18 protein-coding genes are annotated in these 20,555 nt (G+C 37.3%); 16 read left to right on the top strand and 2 right to left on the bottom strand.

What is annotated here, in order from left to right:
- Nucleotides 1-8: 8 nt before the first annotated feature.
- Nucleotides 9-617: a rhombosortase gene (rrtA, locus tag GQR45_RS12060; protein WP_165726053.1), complete on the bottom strand. Its 609-nt coding sequence runs from the start codon at nt 615-617 to the stop codon at nt 9-11.
- Nucleotides 618-714: 97 nt separating this feature from the next.
- On the opposite strand from rrtA, the gene ggt reads away from it, so the two are divergent.
- The 3 genes from ggt (at nt 715) to GQR45_RS12045 (ending at nt 5,210) form a co-directional block, all read left to right on the top strand.
- Nucleotides 715-2,493, top strand: a complete 1,779-nt coding sequence (gene ggt / locus GQR45_RS12055) for a gamma-glutamyltransferase (RefSeq protein WP_165726052.1) — start codon at nt 715-717, stop codon at nt 2,491-2,493.
- Nucleotides 2,494-2,635: 142 nt separating this feature from the next.
- Nucleotides 2,636-4,330, top strand: a complete 1,695-nt coding sequence (locus GQR45_RS12050) for an NAD-dependent malic enzyme (RefSeq protein ID WP_007586692.1) — start codon at nt 2,636-2,638, stop codon at nt 4,328-4,330.
- Between the two features lie 154 nt (nt 4,331-4,484).
- Nucleotides 4,485-5,210 (top strand): SIMPL domain-containing protein, encoded by a 726-nt coding sequence (locus GQR45_RS12045; protein ID WP_007586691.1) that lies wholly within the window; start codon nt 4,485-4,487, stop codon nt 5,208-5,210.
- 3 nt (nt 5,211-5,213) lie between these two features.
- On the opposite strand, the gene GQR45_RS12040 is transcribed toward GQR45_RS12045, so the two are convergent.
- Nucleotides 5,214-6,566: a DUF2254 domain-containing protein gene (locus tag GQR45_RS12040; RefSeq protein WP_165726050.1), complete on the bottom strand. Its 1,353-nt coding sequence runs from the start codon at nt 6,564-6,566 to the stop codon at nt 5,214-5,216.
- Between the two features lie 153 nt (nt 6,567-6,719).
- Between GQR45_RS12040 and GQR45_RS12035 the strand changes: the two genes are divergently transcribed.
- From GQR45_RS12035 to GQR45_RS11975, 13 genes are all read left to right on the top strand, one after another.
- A complete protein-coding gene (locus GQR45_RS12035; RefSeq protein ID WP_007586689.1) occupies nt 6,720-7,091 on the top strand; it encodes an MAPEG family protein in 372 nt (123 codons plus the stop codon).
- Nucleotides 7,092-7,105: 14 nt separating this feature from the next.
- Nucleotides 7,106-7,738, top strand: coding sequence for a sulfotransferase (locus GQR45_RS12030; RefSeq protein ID WP_165726049.1), 633 nt, complete (start codon nt 7,106-7,108; stop codon nt 7,736-7,738).
- Nucleotides 7,739-7,785: 47 nt separating this feature from the next.
- The gene (locus GQR45_RS12025; RefSeq protein ID WP_007586685.1) at nt 7,786-8,358 is read left to right on the top strand and encodes a tRNA-(ms[2]io[6]A)-hydroxylase; all 573 of its coding nucleotides are present in this window, start codon (nt 7,786-7,788) and stop codon (nt 8,356-8,358) included.
- A gap of 213 nt (nt 8,359-8,571) precedes the next feature.
- On the top strand, nt 8,572-10,491 hold the full coding sequence (locus GQR45_RS12020) for a pilus assembly protein N-terminal domain-containing protein (protein ID WP_165726047.1): 1,920 nt from the start codon (nt 8,572-8,574) through the stop codon (nt 10,489-10,491).
- Nucleotides 10,488-11,165, top strand: coding sequence for a hypothetical protein (locus tag GQR45_RS12015; protein WP_165726045.1), 678 nt, complete (start codon nt 10,488-10,490; stop codon nt 11,163-11,165). Before GQR45_RS12020 ends, GQR45_RS12015 begins: the two co-directional genes overlap by 4 nt.
- A gap of 376 nt (nt 11,166-11,541) precedes the next feature.
- The gene (locus GQR45_RS12010) at nt 11,542-11,931 is read left to right on the top strand and encodes a hypothetical protein (protein WP_010552792.1); all 390 of its coding nucleotides are present in this window, start codon (nt 11,542-11,544) and stop codon (nt 11,929-11,931) included.
- Between the two features lie 97 nt (nt 11,932-12,028).
- Nucleotides 12,029-12,796, top strand: a complete 768-nt coding sequence (locus tag GQR45_RS12005; RefSeq protein WP_007586678.1) for a hypothetical protein — start codon at nt 12,029-12,031, stop codon at nt 12,794-12,796.
- A gap of 6 nt (nt 12,797-12,802) precedes the next feature.
- Complete coding sequence (locus GQR45_RS12000; protein ID WP_165726043.1) at nt 12,803-14,101, top strand: ATPase, T2SS/T4P/T4SS family; 1,299 nt, start codon at nt 12,803-12,805, stop codon at nt 14,099-14,101.
- On the top strand, nt 14,094-14,969 hold the full coding sequence (locus GQR45_RS11995) for a type II secretion system F family protein (protein ID WP_121955001.1): 876 nt from the start codon (nt 14,094-14,096) through the stop codon (nt 14,967-14,969). The genes GQR45_RS12000 and GQR45_RS11995 overlap by 8 nt, the downstream gene beginning before the upstream one ends.
- Complete coding sequence (locus GQR45_RS11990) at nt 14,966-15,781, top strand: secretion system protein (protein ID WP_165726042.1); 816 nt, start codon at nt 14,966-14,968, stop codon at nt 15,779-15,781. The genes GQR45_RS11995 and GQR45_RS11990 overlap by 4 nt, the downstream gene beginning before the upstream one ends.
- A gap of 9 nt (nt 15,782-15,790) precedes the next feature.
- Entirely contained in the window at nt 15,791-16,957 is a 1,167-nt protein-coding gene (locus GQR45_RS11985) for a hypothetical protein (RefSeq protein ID WP_165726040.1), read from the top strand.
- Complete coding sequence (locus GQR45_RS11980) at nt 16,954-19,839, top strand: hybrid sensor histidine kinase/response regulator (protein ID WP_165726038.1); 2,886 nt, start codon at nt 16,954-16,956, stop codon at nt 19,837-19,839. Before GQR45_RS11985 ends, GQR45_RS11980 begins: the two co-directional genes overlap by 4 nt.
- A 37-nt stretch (nt 19,840-19,876) precedes the next feature.
- Nucleotides 19,877-20,302 carry a response regulator gene (locus GQR45_RS11975; protein ID WP_165726036.1) on the top strand — a complete coding sequence of 142 codons (426 nt, stop codon included), beginning with the start codon at nt 19,877-19,879 and terminating at the stop codon, nt 20,300-20,302.
- Nucleotides 20,303-20,555 lie beyond the last annotated feature (253 nt).

Genomic DNA, 20,555 nt, shown 5'->3' with positions numbered 1-20,555 from the left:
ATCTAACTTTATTTTTTATTTTTAAAGTTCTTTTTAAAGTTCTTATTAAAGAGTTCTATAACCAGTGGTATGGCAAGCAGAGTCCCGCCAATTACACCAATTAAATGTGCGTCAATAGCCACAGTGGAGTTAATAAGCTTTCCTATATCAGCATTAGGGCCGCTAAATTGCTCAAACGCTATTTTAATCCATACGCCTACAAATAATAAATAACCAGACTTAAGCCCTACAGTTATATCTTTAACTGCCCCCCAAATAATTACACCATGCAGCAGAGCACTTAATCCGGTGTAAATATGTATGTTTGGGCAAAACCAGTACACGCCGAGCCCACACCACAGTGCTAGCGCACTTGTGTTAAAAGCGTAGCGAGTAGGTGATGTGTATTCGCCATGTAAAAGCCATATTAATAAAACACCACTGGCATTTAATCCCAAATGAGCCCAATTGGCATGAACAAATTGGCTAGAAAAGATTCGCCACAGTTCGCCTTCATCAATTAGGCTTCGGTTAAATTCAAGTAAATTATTTAAATCAAATGCAGCAAAAATGGTACTAAATAGCAGCAGAATAATAGGCGGTAATATATAACGTGGTTGAATAGGTAAATTAAGCATTTTATTATATTTTTTTAGTCAAAATTTTTGCATATTGTGCCCGTTTAACTTTAAGATGCCAAATACAACTACGTAATTAAGTGTTTTTAGTATTTTTATGCATTTTAAACTTAACTCATTATTTGCCATTGGACTGTGCGCAGTATCACTGCCTTCATTTGCACAGCAAGCAACTCAAATTGAAACTCGCGAACCTGAAGCCGCTACTGGATTAATTCATAAAAAAGTAGTGCAAGGTGATAAATACATGGTTGCTGCGGCAAATCCATATGCCTCAAGAGCCGGTCAACAAATTTTAGCCCAAGGCGGCAGTGCCGTAGATGCTGCCATTGCTACTCAACTAGTGCTTACTTTAGTTGAACCGCAGTCGTCAGGTATTGGCGGTGGTACATTTATGATGTACTACAACAAAGCAAACAATAAGCTGACTAGTTTTGATGGCCGCGAAACAGCACCTGCAAATGCAGACGAAACGCTGTTTTTAGATAAGCATGGTAAAGCCGTTAAATGGATTGAAGCTGTAGTAGGCGGACGCTCTGTTGGTGTGCCTGGTATTTTACATGCCTTTGCAAGCGCGCATAAACAATACGGTACATTGCCGTGGGAAGCGCTTTTTAAACCGGCTATTGAACTTGCAGAGCAAGGTTTTGTAATTTCTCCGCGTTTACATGGTTTATTAGCACGCCAGTTAAACCCAGGCGTGCTGAGCATGCCAATTATTAACGAATACTTTTACCCAAATGGTAAATTAATCGAAGCGGGTAGCGTTAAAAAGAATCAACCACTTGCTGATTTATACAAAGACATTGCAAAGCAGGGCATTGATGCATTTTACAAAGGCGAAAACGCTAAACAAATGGTTAATGCTGTACAGCACTCTAAAATTGCCCCTGGTAAATTAAGTGTGCAAGATTTAGCAGATTATAAAAGTAAAGAACGCGATGCGGTATGTATACAATACCGTGCTTATAACGTGTGTTCTATGGCACCACCAAGTAGTGGCGGTGTAGCAGTACTACAAATGCTTGGCCTACTTGAGCATAAAGATATGAGCGCACTTAAACCAAATGGCGAAAAGGCGATTCATTACTTTAGCCAAGCTTCGCGTATTGCATTTGCCGATCGCGATATGTACATGGGCGATCCCGATTTCACTCAAGTACCTACAAAAGAGCTTTTAAACAAAGATTACATTGCCTCACGCGCTAAATTAATTACCGAAACAGACCAAAAAGCCGTAGCAGGTAATCCTGTAGGGTACTTAAGTTATGCAATGGATGATTCATACGAGTTACCTTCTACTTCGCATGTCTCTATTGTAGATAGTAAAGGTAATGCAGTTTCGATGACCAGTTCAATTGAAATGGCGTTTGGCTCTACGGTTATGGTTAATGGCTTTATTTTAAATAACCAACTAACTGACTTTTCGTTATCGCCACGTAAAAACGGTAAGCTAGTAGCAAACCGTGTAGAGGCTGGTAAACGCCCGCGTAGCTCTATGTCACCGGTAATGGTATTTAATAAAGATGGTAGCTTACGTTTAATTGTAGGCTCACCTGGTGGTAGTCGTATCATAGATTACGTTGCACAAGTTGTTGTGGGTGTTATTGACTGGAATTTATCAGCACAAGACGCTATTAACTTGCCGCGTACAACAAATCGTAACGATTACACCAGCCTTGAAAAAGGCACAACCATTGAAGCCATTGCGCCTGCGCTTACTAAACGTGGCCACAATGTACGTATTATTGATTTAAACTCAGGCTTACACGCAGTTGAAGTTAAAAATAATACCTTATATGGTGGTGCGGACCCTCGCCGTGAAGGTGTTGCGTTATCTGATTTAACTGATAATAACGCCACTATACAATTTTAAATTATGTATAATATGCATGTGGGCAGTGAAGCCCGCATGTATTTTCTCTCAATGGTCTGACTAGCTTAATTGTCGTTGCAATTAAACCTTTAACACTGATAATGACAGATCATAACTTAAGACTCCGTTAAAGCCTGGAAATATGACAACTAATACTGATCCTAACTACTTATATATTCATCATTCTGGCCCTGGCCTAATTGAAACACCGCTATTAAATAAAGGCAGTGCCTTTAGTAAAAAAGAACGCGAAAATTTCAATCTTGCTGGTTTACTTCCTCCTCGCTTTGAAACAATAGAAGAGCAAGTTGAGCGTTGTTATCAGCAGTATTCTAGCTTTACCGACAACCTTAATAAGCATATTTACTTACGTGCGATTCAAGATAACAACGAAACACTTTACTACCGTTTAGTGCGTGATCATCTTGAAGAAATGATGCCAATCATTTACACGCCGACAGTTGGCGACGCTTGTGAAAAATTCTCAGACATTTATCGCAGCGCACGCGGCTTATTTATTTCGTATGAAGATCGTTACCAAATTGACGACATTTTACGCAACGCTACCAAAGGTAAAGTAAAAGTGATTGTTGTAACCGATGGCGAGCGTATTTTAGGCCTAGGCGATCAGGGTATTGGTGGCATGGGTATCCCAATTGGTAAATTGTCACTTTACACTGCGTGTGGTGGTATAAGCCCTGCATACACATTGCCTGTAATGCTTGATGTGGGTACTAATAACGAAAAACTTTTAAACGATCCTATGTACATGGGTGCACGCCATAAGCGTATTGCTCAAGACGAATACGATGAGTTTTTAGATTTATTCATTAAAGCGGTTAAACGTCGCTGGCCAAATGTATTACTTCAGTTTGAAGATTTTGCACAGCCGAATGCAATGCCGTTACTTAAGCGCTACCGCAATGAAATTTGTAGCTTTAACGATGACATTCAAGGTACTGCGGCTGTAACTGTAGGTTCTTTACTTGCTGCGTGTCGCGTTAAAAATTCAACCCTAAGCCAACAAAAAGTAGTGTTTGTGGGTGCAGGTTCTGCTGGTTGTGGTATTGCTGAGCAAATTATTAGCCAAATGGTTTTTGAAGGTATTACAGAAGCTCAAGCGCGTAGCCAAGTATTTATGGTTGACCGTTTTGGTTTGCTTTCAGAGGGTATGGAAGGCTTACGCGATTTCCAACAAGCACTTGCACAACCGCAAGGCTCGTTAAGTGATTGGACTTACAGCGGTGAATACGCATCACTTCTTGATGTTATGCACTGTGCACAACCAGACATTTTAATTGGTGTTTCAGGCCAACCTGGTTTATTTACTGAGCAAGCTATTCGTGCAATGCACGCCGGTTGTGAACAGCCAATTATTTTCCCATTGAGTAATCCATCTAAGCAGGTAGAAGCGCATCCTGCTGATGTGATTAAGTGGACTGACGGTAAAGCGCTTGTTGCAACAGGTAGCCCGTTTGATCCGGTTGAACACAACGGTGAAATTTTCCCAATCCCACAATGTAACAATAGCTATATTTTTCCTGGTATTGGTTTAGGGGTTATTGCAGCTAAAGCGACACGCATTACAGATGCTATGTTAAGCGTGTCTAGCGAAATGCTTGCAGAGTCGTCGCCGCGTGCCAACACAGGTAAAGGTAGTTTATTACCAGCCTTGACTGAAATTGAAACGCTAAGTAAGCGTATTGCATTTGCCATTGCTAAAAAAGCAATCGAAGAGGGCGTTGCTCTTGAGATTACTGATGATGCGTTATGGGCAGCAATCGACAAAAATTACTGGTTACCAAAATACCGTAACTATAAACGTTGTAGTGTTTAATTAGGTTTATACGTAATTAAAAATAAATAACGTTGTAGGCACAGTTACAACGCTTAACAAAAAACAGGCAATTGCCTGTTTTTTTGTGCTTGTTCATATTTAATTAACCACGTAAGGTCTTTAATAGCGTTTACAAAATTAAAGGATCGACTTAATGAAAACACTGACTCTTGTTTTAGGTAGTGCACTGGCTTTAAACGTACTTAGTTTTGATGCACTTGCGGCAGCGACTCCCGATGCTCCTCATATTTATGTTAAAGGCGAAGCTACTCTTACCACAATGCCAGATTACGTACAGCTTAGTGTAGGTATTACTGAAGTTGATAAAGACTTAATTGCAGCTAAAAATAAAACCGACTTAACCATCGCTAAAGCAATTAAGCTCGTTAAAGAAATTGGTGTTAAAGAGGGAGATATAAACGCCGGACAAATTTCAATAAACCGTGATAGCCAATACAACCGCACTACCGGTAATCAAGAATTTAAAGGCTTTAAGGTTTCTCGTACGTTAACAGTAAAACTCAGCGATATAAATAAATACCCTGAGTTACTACAAAGCTTAGTTAACAACGGTATTAACGAAATTAATCAAACGCAATTTTTAGCAAGTAACTACAACGAGCTGCATAAAAAAGCGCAAAAGTTAGCAATTAAAGACGCACGGGATGCAGCAAAAGAGTTTAGTGAAGATTATGGCGTTGATTTAAAAGGATTATATAGCGCGTCACTAAGTCCACTCAATGTGCAGTCGCAGCCGTACATGCGTGCAGAAAAAGTAATGATGGCTGATAGCGCACCAAGTAACTATGTACCTGATGCCTACCATGCTGGAGAGATTAAAGTTACTGCCTCAAGCTATGCTGTGTACTACATAGATTAAACTTTATTTTTGGTGGTGCTCAAAACGTGCCACCAACTTCTCACCTTGCTCTTGGCTAATACGCGCTATTGAGTTGAGCATATTAGTCACTTCGCGTCTGTCGTATTCATTAGTTACATGTTCATTTATGTCATCAACAATCGCATTTAAATAATTAAATAAACTGTTGCGTGCATCGGTATCTTTATGGGCAACAAACAAAATATTTTTAAATGCCTCAAGCACGTTTGTCATTACGTATGCATCGCCTTTGGCGTAATTACGCAGCGGTGTAAAGTTGTCGTGTAATAACTCATCAAAGCTTGTTTCGTGAAGGTACAACAATGGGGCATTATCACTGTGCTTAAACGAGTAGTTAATATCGTTAATCGAAAGTCGTTGAATAAGTAAAATACTCAGCATATCAATTGATTTAACCGCAGTACCGGGATCGTTTATGCCCGGGCTCATTGCCTTAACTGCAATCTCAGATATTTGCGTTAACCCATAACGGTAATGATCGCTGATGTACTCTTCTATATAAAAAATAAAGCAGTCGAGAATTTTATTTATCAACTCTTCATCGTTTGCTATATCTTTATTACATTTTAAAAACGGGTAACCTTTAACTGTAAAATAGCCTTGGTTAACAGAGATATACACCTTTATATCTTGCTCTGCCAAAATGGCACACAGCTTATCGGTTTGTACGCCTTTATAATATCCCTCCGTTTTACTGCTTACCGAATGCCACTTGCTAAAGTCTGGAAAGTCTTCAACTGGGTTCTCTTGTTGTCTTAGTATTATTGTTTTAATTTCGTTTTTAGTTTGGCTAAACAAGCCATTTAATACGTTATCAACCTGAATGGCGCGAGAGATTGAATGTATAAAAAATACAAATAAACCTAATGAAATCAATCCAAAAACAAGTGCGAACAACACACCAATTGAAGGAATAGCCGTACTGCCACCTTCAAGTTTATTAATATTTATAAGCATAATAATTGAGTAAATTATGCTGCCTAAATAAAAGCCCAAAACCATTTGGTGTGATTTACGCGTAATAAGCCCAGGCACTACGCGGGGCGATAAACTCGCACTGGCCGAATTTAAAACCACCATTACCATCGAAAAACTAAACACAGTAAGCGAAATAATACTCCCCGCTAAAGTGCTTAAAATAGTACGCGCGTTTTCGGCGCTATCAACAAGTACAACCGATATAAACGATTTCAGCTGCTCAATAGGGGCTAAATATTCAACCGACATAGTTATAATGGCAAATACTAAAAAGCCCACTGAAAGCATAGAAGGGTAAAAGCCAATACTGTTAATCATTTCACGGTAACTGTCGGCTACTTTGCGAGGTACAAACATAAAATCCTTATGTGATTTTCTACTAACTTAATACCCTTAGCTTAGCATAGGCATTTATTAAACTTCTGATAATGCTGCTCAAATTTATATGTTATTATCACGCCCACAATAATAAAGCGCATGCTTATGCGATAAAAATAACAGGAAAACGCCGTGATCATTTCAACTTATGCTGCATTACTTGCATTCTTTTACATTTATTTGAGCTTTAATGTAATAAAAGTGCGCCGCGCGGAGCAGATATCACTTGGTGATAATGGTAACGCAACGCTACAACGTGCTGTGCGTGCCCACGCTAACTTTATGGAGTACGTTCCAATTGCTTTAATTTTACTTTTTTTGGCAGAGTACCAAGGGCTTGCTAGCCATTACTGTCATATATTAGGTGGTGCGTTATTAATAGGCCGTGTGTTTCAAAATTTAGGCATAGTAGAAAAAAGCCTGAAATATCGCCAAATTGGTACCATTACTACATTTTTAGTGATTATTGTTAGCGCCTTTGTATTGCTAGTGACACGCGGATAATTAAAGAAAAGTTAATGAGCAAAATATTTATAATAGGTTTACCACGTACCGGCACTACTAGTGTGTGCCACGCATTTTTAGAGCTTGGTATTACAACGGCGCATACCGCGTATACTAATGCTTGTTTTGAAAATGCTAACGCGATTGCCGACACTCCCATATTTAATGACTTTAAAGCGCTTGATATTCATTACCCAGACTCTAAGTTTATTTATTTAGAGCGCGAACTTGGTGCATGGCTTGTATCAATAAAACAGCTTTTAACGCGTATGCACACTAATTTAACGCGCGGCGACGGGGGCTTTAATATTCATATAAAACGTTGTTATTTAAATACGTTTAGTGAGCTTTCGCTTAATAATATTAGCGACGATAGTTACTTAGCAGACTGTTATAAAAAACATTTTAATGATGCTCAAACGTACTTTAATAACCGTGACAACGATTTTTTATCCATTGATATAGCAAAGCCTGATAGCTATAAAAAGCTATGCAATTTTTTAGCGTTAAAAAGTGATAAAACTGATTTTGAAAAAATGAATATGGGCGGCAAAGTTACCGCGTGGAACGATATTAAACACCCGTTAAAAGTTGAATCTACGGCTAAAGGACGGATAGATAAATTACTGCCTTACAAGATTTTTTAAATCAAATACGTTAAAATCCCCGCATTATTATTTAAGTTGTACAGAAAATGTTTGAATTAAAATACCACACCCCATTTGAATGGACCGAAGTTGTCCTTGCTGACTTTAATACTTTTTTACAAGATCACGCCGCTGCAGAAAAAAAAGCATCGGGTATGGCTATGTCTATGCTTTCGCATTATCCAGACAAACGTAAATTAGTAAAAGCTATGACCGACTTAGCGCTAGAAGAATTAATACACTTTAAACAAGTACTTAAATTGCTTTTAGAGCGAGATGTAAACTTAGGTGACGACAAAAAAGACCCGTACATAAAACAAATACGTGCACTGTTTAGACATGGTCGTGATGGTTTTTTAATGGACCGATTACTGGTTGGCGGTGTAATTGAAGCACGTGGCCACGAGCGTTTTTCTTTAGTTGCACAAGCACTTCCTGAGGGTAAAGAAAAAGATTTTTATGTTGCTATTGCTAAGTCAGAAGAAAAACATAAAAACCTATTTGTAGAACTCGCTTACGAATACTTTGAAAAAGAAGAAGTTGATGTTCGTCTAGAAGAGCTGCTTATAGCTGAAGCTAAAATCTGTGAAAGCATCCCGTTTACAGCCGCTTTGCATTAATTAAAACTAGCGTAAAGCGTACTTTCACTCGCTTTGCGCCACACACCTCTGCTCTTATTTCTTTGTTAACCTCTTCATGAATTGTTGATTTGCAATTTGCGAATCAAAATAATAAAAAACACGTTTATACATCTTAATCCACTGATTATAAATACAAAAACCCTTGGTCTCATACTTGCTACCTATACAGTAAGCAAATTGAGGGAAAGGCTTATGTTAAAATTTATTTTTATACTATTACTAATATCTTTTACCGCTATGGGCAGTGAAAGTCATTTAGATTATATAGAAAATGCAAATGGTGAGCGGGTACAAAAAGTATCGCACTTAGTTAAATGGACGCATACTCGCTTTGTGTTTACCCGTGATATTTCTCGTATTGCACTTGGCCACGAAACAACACTTGATGTGAACGTGGTAAATGGCCGTGAGCTACTAATTTTAGCTAAAAAGTTGGGCCGTACATCTATGATGGTGTGGTACGACGATAAAAGCTCTGAAACATTTTTACTTGGCGTAACCGAAGACTACAGCGTACTAGAAAATGCCTTAAACGACATCCATCCTGACGTACAGCTAACCATAGCGCCTGATCGCCATGCTGTTGTATTACGTGGTGAAGTACCTACTATAAATTATCGTCATGCCGCTTATGAAGCTGCAAAAAACTACCTTTATGCCAGTAGCTCACAAGCATCACAACCCGTTATCACCTCAAATCCTAACCAAGGTATGTTTAATTCACTTGCTCAACGCTTGCAAGGCTTGGGTAACGCAAACGGCGGCAGCTCTCAAAACTCGAGTAAAGTCGCTATTATTAATTTAATAAAAGTAACTCAAGCACCCAAGCCAAAAGAAGAGCGTATTAGCGAAGTGATTAAATCAATGGGCGCAGATAAAGTGACCATTAAACGCATCTCGGTTGATGAGTTATCAAATGACGACAACGATGTGTTTTTACTTTCCGGCTCTGTAAAAAACCAGATAGAGCTAGTGCGCTTATTAAATACAATTAATAAATTATTCGAACCAGAGCAAGCATTACAAACTCAGGGTTCTCCTCTTGATCCTAATAATTTAATGGGCGGCGCAACGCAGGATAAAAGTTCAGGTATTGAAGTACTTGCCAACGAGTCAGGCGGTTTAATAAATGATGCTACCTCAGGATTAAATTTAAGTAATGTAAGTTCAAACATTGCAAGAGCAACGTTGCTGTCAGTGGCTGGCGGTAAAGTTTTATCAAGTATTGAAGTTGAAGATTTACCGCAAGTGCGTGTATCGGTGCAGCTATACGAAGTAAATCAACGTAGGTTAAAGCAATGGCGCCCAGATATTAGCGTGCTCTCTAATGGATATGAAAAAGAAGCGGGTTTATTTGGCCGTGACGGTATGACTAATCGTGAATCTGGCTCTGCAACAATAGAAAATGCGCTGCAATTAATTGGCGGTCAATTAACTAATAACTTACAGCTTTCTACCTCACAGTTTGCCATTGATATGTTATTTTCATTACTTGAACAAGAAGGTATTTCTCGAACGCTTTCTCGCCCTACAATAACGGTTTTAGCCGGTGAAAGTGCCGTGTTTAAAGTCGGTGGTGAAGTACCTGTACCTACAAGTTATAGCCCATCTGGAATTACAAGCGGTCAGCAAGGTAGTAGTGGGTCGGTGTTTAGCGGTACAGAATTTAAATCATTCGGAGTTGAATTAAATGTACGCGCCATGGTTGACGACAAAGATAGAATAACACTTGATCTAAACCCAGTAATTTCATTACCCGATACCACGTTAACCGCCAAAATTGCACAAAGTACAGGCAGCAGTTTAAATAGCAGTGCATTTAATACACGCAGCATGCAAACATCAACACGTTTAAAAGACGGACAACCTCTTATTATTGGTGGCTTAATTAGCACCGATAACAACGCAAGCCACGACTTTGTACCTGATGGCAACGGCAATAGCATGCTAGGAAAGTTAAGCGAAACAACCAGTAAAAGTGAAAACAACCGCGAGCTAATTATTGTTGTTACTCCAAACCTGGTGCGTGAGCCAATTAATACCTTACGTTCGTGGGAACAGGCAAATATCGACACCCAAGTACTTAGCTATATACAGGAGCAAGGGCTATGAGAATATTTTATATTATTTTACTGCTTACTTTATCGGGTTGCGCTCATATTGATTACAAGCCAACAGTAAATCCTTACAACGCGCTGGGTGACATCGTTAAAAAATACCAATTAAATGCCCAACCATTAAAGTGTGAAGGTATAAATGCAAGTAACTGTTTAAACCTAGTGCATGAGGTGAATCAGTTAATGCTTGAACACCCCGATAACACGGCAATACTGTCGATATCGGCATATGTACTTTATAAAAGTGGCCGTGCTAATCAATCTCAACAGGTTATAAACACATTACTGAATAAAGCTAATCCACCATTAAATGCAATTACTTTAGGGGTTACGTTAGCAATAGAGCAAGGTAATTTAGCTAAAGCAAAAAGTATTGCTCAATACGGCGTCGATGTTTTTGGTACACATGCTTCACCATACCTGCAAATGGCCTCTATACATTATGCTCAGGGCAGTTACGTTATAGCTTCAAACTACTTAGAGCTTTCGGTTAAGTTTGGTTTAAATAGCACCGCCTATTTTTACCATAAAGGGTTAATTGAAGAAGCGAATACCAATAATTTATTGGCCTGTGGCTACTATGAGCAAGTTTTACGTGCAGAACCCACGCATAAAAAAGCACTTGCTAGGCGCGGTAAACTCTCCGTTTTAGGTAATTGTTATTCTTAAGGCCTTCGGGCCTTTTTTTATACCTAAAATTTGGCATTATTTAGTAGCCAAAACCACTTTATTATTTATCAAAAATAGGAGTAAAGCTTACGCTCATCCTACGTTTTATACGTAACCTCACAAGATTGCTTTTAATATTTACTCCTTACACTATCCATCAGTTTTAATAATACTTTCAATAACGTAAACCTAGCATTAAGTATCTAAAAATTATTTTTTAATATTGATTTGCATTTTGCAAATCAAAAATGAAAACATCTAATAAACAATAACCATTAAAAACATAACCAACTGTATTTAATGGTTATTTATAGCTGGCATGGTCCTCGCAATATGTAAAGTGAGCATAAGCTCTTCTAATTTAAAGGCTACGATTATGAAAACTATTAAACATAACTTAAATAGCAAAAAGCAAAAAGGTTTTGTACTAACGTCAGAGCTAATCATTCTTTCTACTTCAATGGTAGCAGCACTTGTAATTGGTTTATCTACATTACGTGACTCGGTAACCAGTGAACTTGAAGATGTAGCTGAAGCAATTGGCTCACTTGACCAAAGCTATGTATTTGACGGCATGATTAACGCCGAAGGCACAGCTGAAGTGTCTGGCTCTGGGTTTGTGGATTCAGTTGATGTGTACGCAGGCGATGGCAGTTCATTCACTTTTGTTGCATCAGACTTTAGTGAAAGTGCCGCACTTGTTAATGCAACACCAAGCGGCGATGCTGCAACACGTACAGCAGCAGGCGGTTCACAAGGTAACTAACGCAAGGTACCCAATATAAGGCAACCAGGTTTGAATACCAAGCTTAAGGCTCACTGCCACAAAAGTGTGGCAGTGAAAGTTACTCTGGAGGAATATTATGAAAAGTAAAAGTAACAAAGGCGCAACCACTGCGGCTCTCACATTACTCATCACCTCTGGCATGTTAGCTTCGGCTTTGGGCATTAGACAGGTAAACGATGAAAATAGCGTAACAGCCTGGGTAGTAAACAAAAATATGTCAGCCGGTCAAACAGTAACCGTTCACGATGTAGAGCAAAAAAGTATAGATCCAAGTAACTATTCAAATATTGCACTGAGCGTTCAAAACCCACGTGCATTAATTGGTCAAAAATTAGCAACTAACAAAATGGTTGAACAACCCTTGTTCGACACCGATTTTATTAGAGCGAAAAGCCAAAATTTATCAGAAGCCATACCGGCAGGGCGTGTTTTATATACTTTAAAACTAAACACCTTAGATATTCCGCTTTCGCGCATACACAAAGGTGACCGACTCGACATAGTCGCTAAAACTAATCGCTTAGTAAGAACAGTTGCCCGTGATGTACAGCTTATTGGTGTTTCAAAAGGTCCTAAATCGCAAGCCGCTAAAAGTGGCGTAATGGATAATTTAGCTAAAGAGTCTAATTCTGCTGCGGGCGGTGTTTCATTAGTCCTTGCGGTACTTCCAAAAGATGTTTATTCGTTGGCGGGTATAGATAACGCCGACAAAGTTTCAATTATTGTGCATAGCGCTTATGACATTGAACAGGGTCGTTTGCAAAACTTTTCACGCTTACAAACCAGTCGCACAATCGAAGTGGTTAAAGGCGTTAAAAATGAAGCTGTATATGTAGCTAAGTGAGTTTTTATGTTTAATTTATCAAGCAAACATGAAGAAGTTCAAACCAGTTTAAGTACCTTTGAAGAGCTTAAAAAGCTATTGCACGATGCCGTTATCGAAGAGTACGAACAAGAGCCAACCGCGCTTTTATCAAGTAATGTTCTCGAAAAAATCTCTGCTTTGTGCAGTGAAATTCCACAATTTAATCAATCTTCATTTAACCAACATCAACAAGAGCAGGTTGTTCAGGCTGTATTTGATGAAATTCAAGGCCTGGGACCTATTGCACAGTTTATGCTGGACGATCAGGTAAGTGATATTTTAATAAACGACACGCAAGATATTTGGATTGATAAACAAGGCAAACTACTTTGCACAGCCAGTAAGTTTGATGACGAACGCCATTTACGCCGATTTGTTGATCGCTTACTTGATGGTTGTGGCCGACAAGTCAATGCGCTTATGCCAATTGTTGATGGCAAACTAAAAGATGGTAGCCGTGTTCATATTATTGTACCGCCTGCGTGTACCAGCGCAGCTATTGTGTCTATTCGTAAGTTTAACCATAAAAAAATAAACGATGACTTTTTAGTTAATAACCATTTTTTAGATAAAAACATCTTATCATTTTTAAAAAGTGCAGTTAAAACAGGCGTTAATATTTTAGTGTGTGGCAATGCCGGGGCTGGTAAAACGTCATTATTGAACGTACTTGCCAACTCAATTAATCCAAATGAACGTGTTGTAACCATTGAAGAAAGCGCTGAACTTAATTTGCATCACAACCACGTTGTGCAATTAGAAGCCCACGACACAAACAGCGATGGTAAAGGTGCAGTTAGCCTAAGAGATTTAGTAAAAGCAGCCCTTAGAATGCGCGCAGATAGAATAATTGTTGGAGAGGTACGCTCAGGCGAGGTAATCGATATGCTCCAAGCAATGAACTGTGGTCACCAAGGTTCGATGACGACCATACATGCTAACAGCGCAAATGATGCCGTTATTCGTTTATCTACCTTAGTGCAGTTACACAATGCACAACTGAGCGATACCCATACAAGTTCGCTAATCGCGTCGAGTATTCAACTTATTGTGCATGTTTCTCGCTCAACTAATGGCACCCGAACTCTAAAAAGTATTGGTGAAATTAAGCGTGTTAATGGCGGCGCACATTTTAGCCCGCTTTATAGTATTAACGAAGCAGATCCAGTACAAAGTGAGTTAATAGATAACTCAAGTGTTATTGAGTTTATGAAAGGCCAAGGCGCAAATGCACAAGAATTAAAAGCATTACTGCACAATAACCCGGAGGCTAACAATGACTAAACTTGATTATTTATTAGCTATAGCGGCGGTTATAACCTTTGTACTTGCAGCTAGTGTGTTGGTTTCTTTGTATGCTAAAAATAAAAGCAACCAGAGCGCTAAAAAAGTAGATATTTTAGAAGAAAAAGACGTACTTACTTTGTCACTACGAGTGCTAGGCTTAAACATAAGTAACGCTTGGTTTATAAGCATGGCGTGTTCGCTCTCTAGTAGCTCATGGTTTTTAGCTAAATTATATTATCCAGAGGCATCAACCAGCGCGTTTATTATTTCAATCGTGGTTTTTGTAACCTGTTTTATAACTGTGATTGACTTGGCTCATTATAAATTAGCAAAATTTGAGCATCATTTTTTAGAATTTATTGAAACCGTACAATCGTGTTTAAGCACTGGGCTATCGCTACAGCAATCAATGCAGTTTGCTGATGAACATGCAGACCCATATATAAAAAAACAAAGCACCTTACTAATACAACGCATGAGCATGGGTAGTGATGCCGAAACGTCGTTTGCCCCTTTAATTGAAAGATACAACTGCGAAACCGTAAGATTGTTTGCTCATAGCATCATTACACATACACAAAGCCAGTGTGATTTAACCGATATGCTAAAAAGCGTATGCAACATGATGTCGCTTCGGACCCTCGACCGCCAACAGCTAAAAGCTAAGCTTTCGGGCACTAAATACGCTGCTGTATTTAGTGGTTTTTTACCTTACGCACTAATTCCTTTATTCAGCTATACCGATCCAACCTGGTTTGAACCATTATTAAACGACCCTAATGGGATTGCATTTATAACGGTTGCGCTTCTTTGTCAGCTATTTGGTTTTTTATGGCTACGCCTTAGCTTAAGGGTAACATTATGATTGATATACTTTTACTTATCGGACTTTTAGTAAGTATGGGGTCATTTATCCATATTCATAGGCAATCTCTTAAAGTTGAATTAGATAAACCCGATACTAAAAACATTAATTGGTATCCGCTAATCATCATCTCTAAACGTCAATTAAGACAAGCAGGAATTCAAATTAATAAAATATTAATAAGCCTGTACTGCTTCAAAGTGGCTGCTACTTTTAGTGTATTTACGGTTATAGAACTAACAGGTTATGAGCTGAGCCAATCGATTAAATCATTACTGTGTTTTATGTGTTTTTTTGCACCCGAATGCTGGTTTTTATTACGTAAAAATCAACGTCAAACCACTATTAATAATAGTTTAGAGTTTTTTTTACGGGTTTTACTGGTTTACATGCGCGCTGGATTTTCACTAGAGCGCTCATTTGCACTGGCGGTTGATCATGGATTAAGTCAAAAACACCCATTATACAAAGAGCTAAAGTTATTTTTATTCGAACTAAGCGCAGGTAAAGATCGTGAATTTGCATTTAATTCACTTTTTGAAAGAACCGGCGTATTAGGAATTAAAAAGCTCGCCAACTTAATGTTAATAGGGTCAAAACTTGGTACGCCACTTATCCAAGCAGTAGAGGCTCAACTTGAAGGCCTAGCTCTAAAAAAGAACATTTTACTCGCTAAAAAAGTAAACAAAAAAGCGATGCACACAACCTTTCCCATTATCTTAATTTGTTTTCCGATGTTTTTGGTATTGGTGTTTTTTCCCGCAGCATTACAAGTAATGAACGTACTTAAAATGCTTGTAGAAGTGTTATAGGAGCCTGATATGAAAAAGCATTATCAACAAGGGTACATACTTACTATTGAGCTTATATTAATTATAACTATTTTAATTATTGGCTCAATTGGCGGGGTGATTTTAGTCAGGGATGCCCTTATTAAGCGCCATCAAACTAAGGTAGATAATCAAATTACTGTAGTCGACGCTAATAATAGACCACTCGGTATTGCTGTAAGTTTTGATGAGCACCAAGCACCACTCATTTTTTATACAGACCGTGGAGCAAACAACACGTACAGGGCATTAATAGGCATACGAGACGATAGGTTTACCTCGCGAGAAGCTGTTTATTACGATGCTCCAAATTGCCAAGGTAACCCGTGTTTAAAGGGCTTAAGTGACGAAGCAACAGACAGCCAAGGTGTTAGCAAGTTAAATAATACCGGTAATGTAAGTTATATAAATGCGCTGCAGCAAGGTCCAAATTATGCAATAGGGCAGTTAGGTAATACCGTTATTGGTCAGTTATTAAGAAGCACGCCACAACAATGCCCAGCTAATAGTGAACAAATTCTATCTCGTTATGTATCGCAAAAAGTAGTAACAGGCTCACCTTGTGAAAGCTTTGAAATAGATAAGCAGCCGGCCGACAGCAGTTGTTTAGTTGGGGTAACAGCTTTAGGTAATCCACTTTTAGGTACAAGCGATCAAGGTTTATCGCAATCGTGTGATACATGCCAAACGGGGTACGAATCGCAAGGTGACATACTTGATTTATATTTACCTCAGGTAGAACCGCTTTTAAATACAGCCCTTAATGCGCTGTCATTAGTTGGTATTGGAACAAGTGTTGATATAGAGCTAGGCACTATATGCTGCCCAGAAGGGACACGCTTAGAAGAAGATGAAAACATTGTAGAGACACTCGTCTTCACTATTTTACAAACTACATTTGACCTCGCCGGTATTGATTTAGTAAATAACCTTATTATTAGTGAAACACTGAGCTTAATAGGGATTGAGCCAGGCATTACATATTGCAAAACATCACTTAATTTAGTTAATGCAGAACAAGTAATTAATATCACTACAGGCGAACCTGCACTTAGTAGCTTAACACCACCATTTAAAGTTTTACTGCCAGTACATAGCGGCCAAAACAGTACAACGTGGATACATACTCCCCCAAAAGGGGAAGGAGAACGTCAATGAACGCCTCAAATATATTTACCTCACATGCTAATGTAGCAGATACACAAACTGATGAAATATCAACAGAAATTAAAGAAACGCTAACACTACTAAAACAGTTTTATGATGTTTCAATTGTTAAATTTATCGATTTTAGAGAAGTTTATTCAAAGCAGTTAATAACCTGCAGCGATAAAGAAAGCGTCGAAAATGAGTTATTAAGCTATCAAAAACGCTGTACACAAGAAAAACTATATCTATTTGAAGATACTTTTTTTGATGATGTATCAAACAACACGCACAAATTAATTCGTTTTTATGCACAATATCCAATTTATAGTGTCACTAATAAATTAATTGGCGTAGTGCTGATGGCCGATTTAGCACCTAAAACATTAATAGGTTCACAAAAAGATCAGTTTATTTCATTTGCTCAATTATTACAGACACAGTTAAATAAAAATTCAGATTCAGTAAGTAATCAAAGTACTAAGCCTGCGAAAAAAAATTATGGTGAAAAGTATATTCATGTATTTAGTTTAGCGCCCGTCGCATTTTTAATTTCATTAGTATTATGCTCATTCACTGCATTACTTCTTTATACTATTGAAAAAAAGGAGCTGCAAAGTAACTACAATCAACAAACCCAGCAATTACGTAAAACGTTATTTAATGCATTAGAGCGATTTGATAATCAAGGATTGTATATATCTCAAAAAGATTTAGTTATTGCAGGCTTTTTACAAAGCCAAAATAACTATACAAAAGAGCAGCTTAACAATTTAGTGCAGAGTCAGGTTTCACAAAATTTAACTTACAAAGGGTATGTTGTGTTTGATTCTGAGTATAACCAGCTTGCACTTTGGTCAAAAAATAATTTTGATTTAGCCGCGTATGGGTTTACAAACTGGTTAGAAAAATTTAATAAAAGAGCAAATAAACAAGCAGTAGAAGTATTTACGGTTGCTGATACGGCCTTCTTAATTTCTGAAATGAAAATAAAACAAGGTTCTATTTATACGCTTACAGCATTTGATTTAAGTAAGTTTTTAAAAGCCGTTATTGGCAAATTAAACACTGAAAATTATAACGTTTTTATAGCAACACCACAGTTTACTTTAGGAAAACAAGGAGAAGTAAACCCGAGTATAATTAAAAATAGTATTAGCGCTTTAAGCAGTCGTTTCCCTCCTACTTGGCGCTTGCATGTGCAACCAATGAATAAAATAGTACGACCACAAATAACTAAATACAGTTTAATTAGATTAGGGTTAATCTCTTTTTGTGTATTCGCGTTTGTGTATTATTTTTTACGTTTGCCAAGGCGTTTACACAGTGAAATAAAACAAAAAAATCAGTTAATACTCAATAGAGAGGAGCTTTTTTCAAGTTCGCTGGATGCACTGCCGCATGGGTTTGCTATTTTTAATAGCCACGAATTTCCTGTGATTACCAACAATGCTTTTAATCTTTTATTTGCACAGGTGAATAAACAAAATAGTCAGCTATCGTATAGCCAGCTGATAAGTATTGCGCAGCAGCATAATATTATAAATCACTACCACGAACATCATAAGCTTGATGATGACCGTAACCAATTAATAGATATAGGTTTTACAGACGGGAAGTGGATAACTGTATTACAAAGACATACAGATTTTAATGGTTTCGTTTGCTACTTTAGAGATGATACAGAGGCACATCAAAAAGAATGTTTACTCGCTGATGTTCTCGAAAAATCAAAACAGACAAATCAATTAAAAGAAAAATTTGTTACAAGGCTTAGCCGTCAGTTAAAAACGCCTTTATCATCTTTAAAGTCATTAGTTGAAATATCTAAAGATCCAATAAGCTTTAACGAATTTAAAAACAATGTGGGGAACATTTCTGATGCATGCGACCAGCTCGAAAGTGTAATTCAACAACTCGTAAATATAAATAAATCGGAAATAGGTAAGTTAAAGCTTCAGGCCAAAAACGTAAACCTAAATCAAATGATCAATAATAATATGTCGATTTTAGCTAAAGAGGCTGAAAATAAAAGAATCGTTCTTAAAAATAATATTACGCCTGAATTAACGGTCGCAAGCGATGAAAAGTTAATTTCTCAATTGGTTATTCAATTAGTGACTGAGGTTTTGGATTCATCAAATAATACAACGCTTTCAATTAACGCTCAGATTAAAAATGAAAGTAAACGTAATTACTTATACCTCGATTTTTCATTAAGTAATTTGATCGACAATAGTAACTTTATAACTGAGCTTAAAAGTATATCGGGTGATGATATAACGCGCTTTATAGATGATAAAGACGTGTCATTAGAGTTAAAGTTTTTTATTTCAATATTTAAAATGTTAGGTGGTAAAGCGATAACTGTAAGTAGTAACGCGAATAAATCAACGATATCACTTTCTATGTTGGTAAACATAGCAACCAAACAAGGTAAAGGTAAAGACAACGATCAAGAAGTACCAAGTAGCTCGTTAACAAATACTGATTTAGTAAAAGCTAGTTTAGTAACTAACAAACATCAAAACACGCTATTACTGGTTGATGACGATCCTCTTGTTGAGATTGTAATTAGAGCGATGCTAAAAAATGAGAATATTAAAATAGATTACGCGCGCAGTGCAATAGAAGCGATGTTGATGGTATCGCAAAACAGTTACGACATTATTTTAATGGACATAGTAATGCCAGAATTGTCGGGAACTGACGCTATGTTAAAAATTAAAAAACACAGTGACAATTTGAAAACTAAAATAATTGCGCATACATCGACACCCGATACAGATTTAAAATACGTTAACCAGGGCTTTGATGACATGCTATTAAAACCAGTAAAACAAGGTGTATTAATAAATCAAATAACACGCATTTTAAAAGATAAATCGTTATAAATTAGCGTATATTACTGGAACAGTAATGAGGTAAAACATGAAAAACACTATTGAAAATATGGCTGAAGTTATCGAGTTTAAAGTAACGCCAATAAATAAAACTAAACGACTGCTTTTAGTAGATGATGACTTGCTAATAGAAATAGTAATTAGAAAAATGCTTAACGAAGAAAATATTTTAATAGATTTCGCATCAAGTGCTATAGAGGCGCTACTTATGGTTTCTCAAAATATTTACGATATTATTTTAATGGATATAGTAATGCCGCAATTTACAGGCACCGACGCAATGCTAAAAATAAGAAAGCATGCTGACGCATCAGCAACAAAAATTATCGCTCATACATTTAGTGAAAACGAAAATAGTGATAACAAGTATGTGAAGCTTGGGTTTAACGGCCTGTTATTGAAGCCAGTTAAGCAAAGTGTATTAATAGAAAATATTAGATCTTTCTTGGAATGATAAATTGAAACAGTAGGGCGGTTAACTATTTTTTTATTTATAGCTTACTAAAAAATTAAATTATAATTTTTGAAAGCACTAATATTTATTAGTGCTTTTGTGTATATGAACCTTTAATTTATTTAAATTTGTAAAAGTCCTTTAATAAGAATAATTACTTCAAATTATTTCTTCAAAGTATTACAAACTACGCTTTTGTAATTGTTGCATGTATACGAGTCATCGTTTCACACTTCTTAAAGCGGTTTGATAA

Origin of the sequence: Pseudoalteromonas sp. SA25, assembly GCF_011378705.1 — a bacterium.
GTDB classification, from domain to species: domain Bacteria; phylum Pseudomonadota; class Gammaproteobacteria; order Enterobacterales; family Alteromonadaceae; genus Pseudoalteromonas; species Pseudoalteromonas arctica.
Note: the sequence above shows the minus strand (reverse complement) of the source record. Positions and strands in the feature narration are given on the sequence as shown.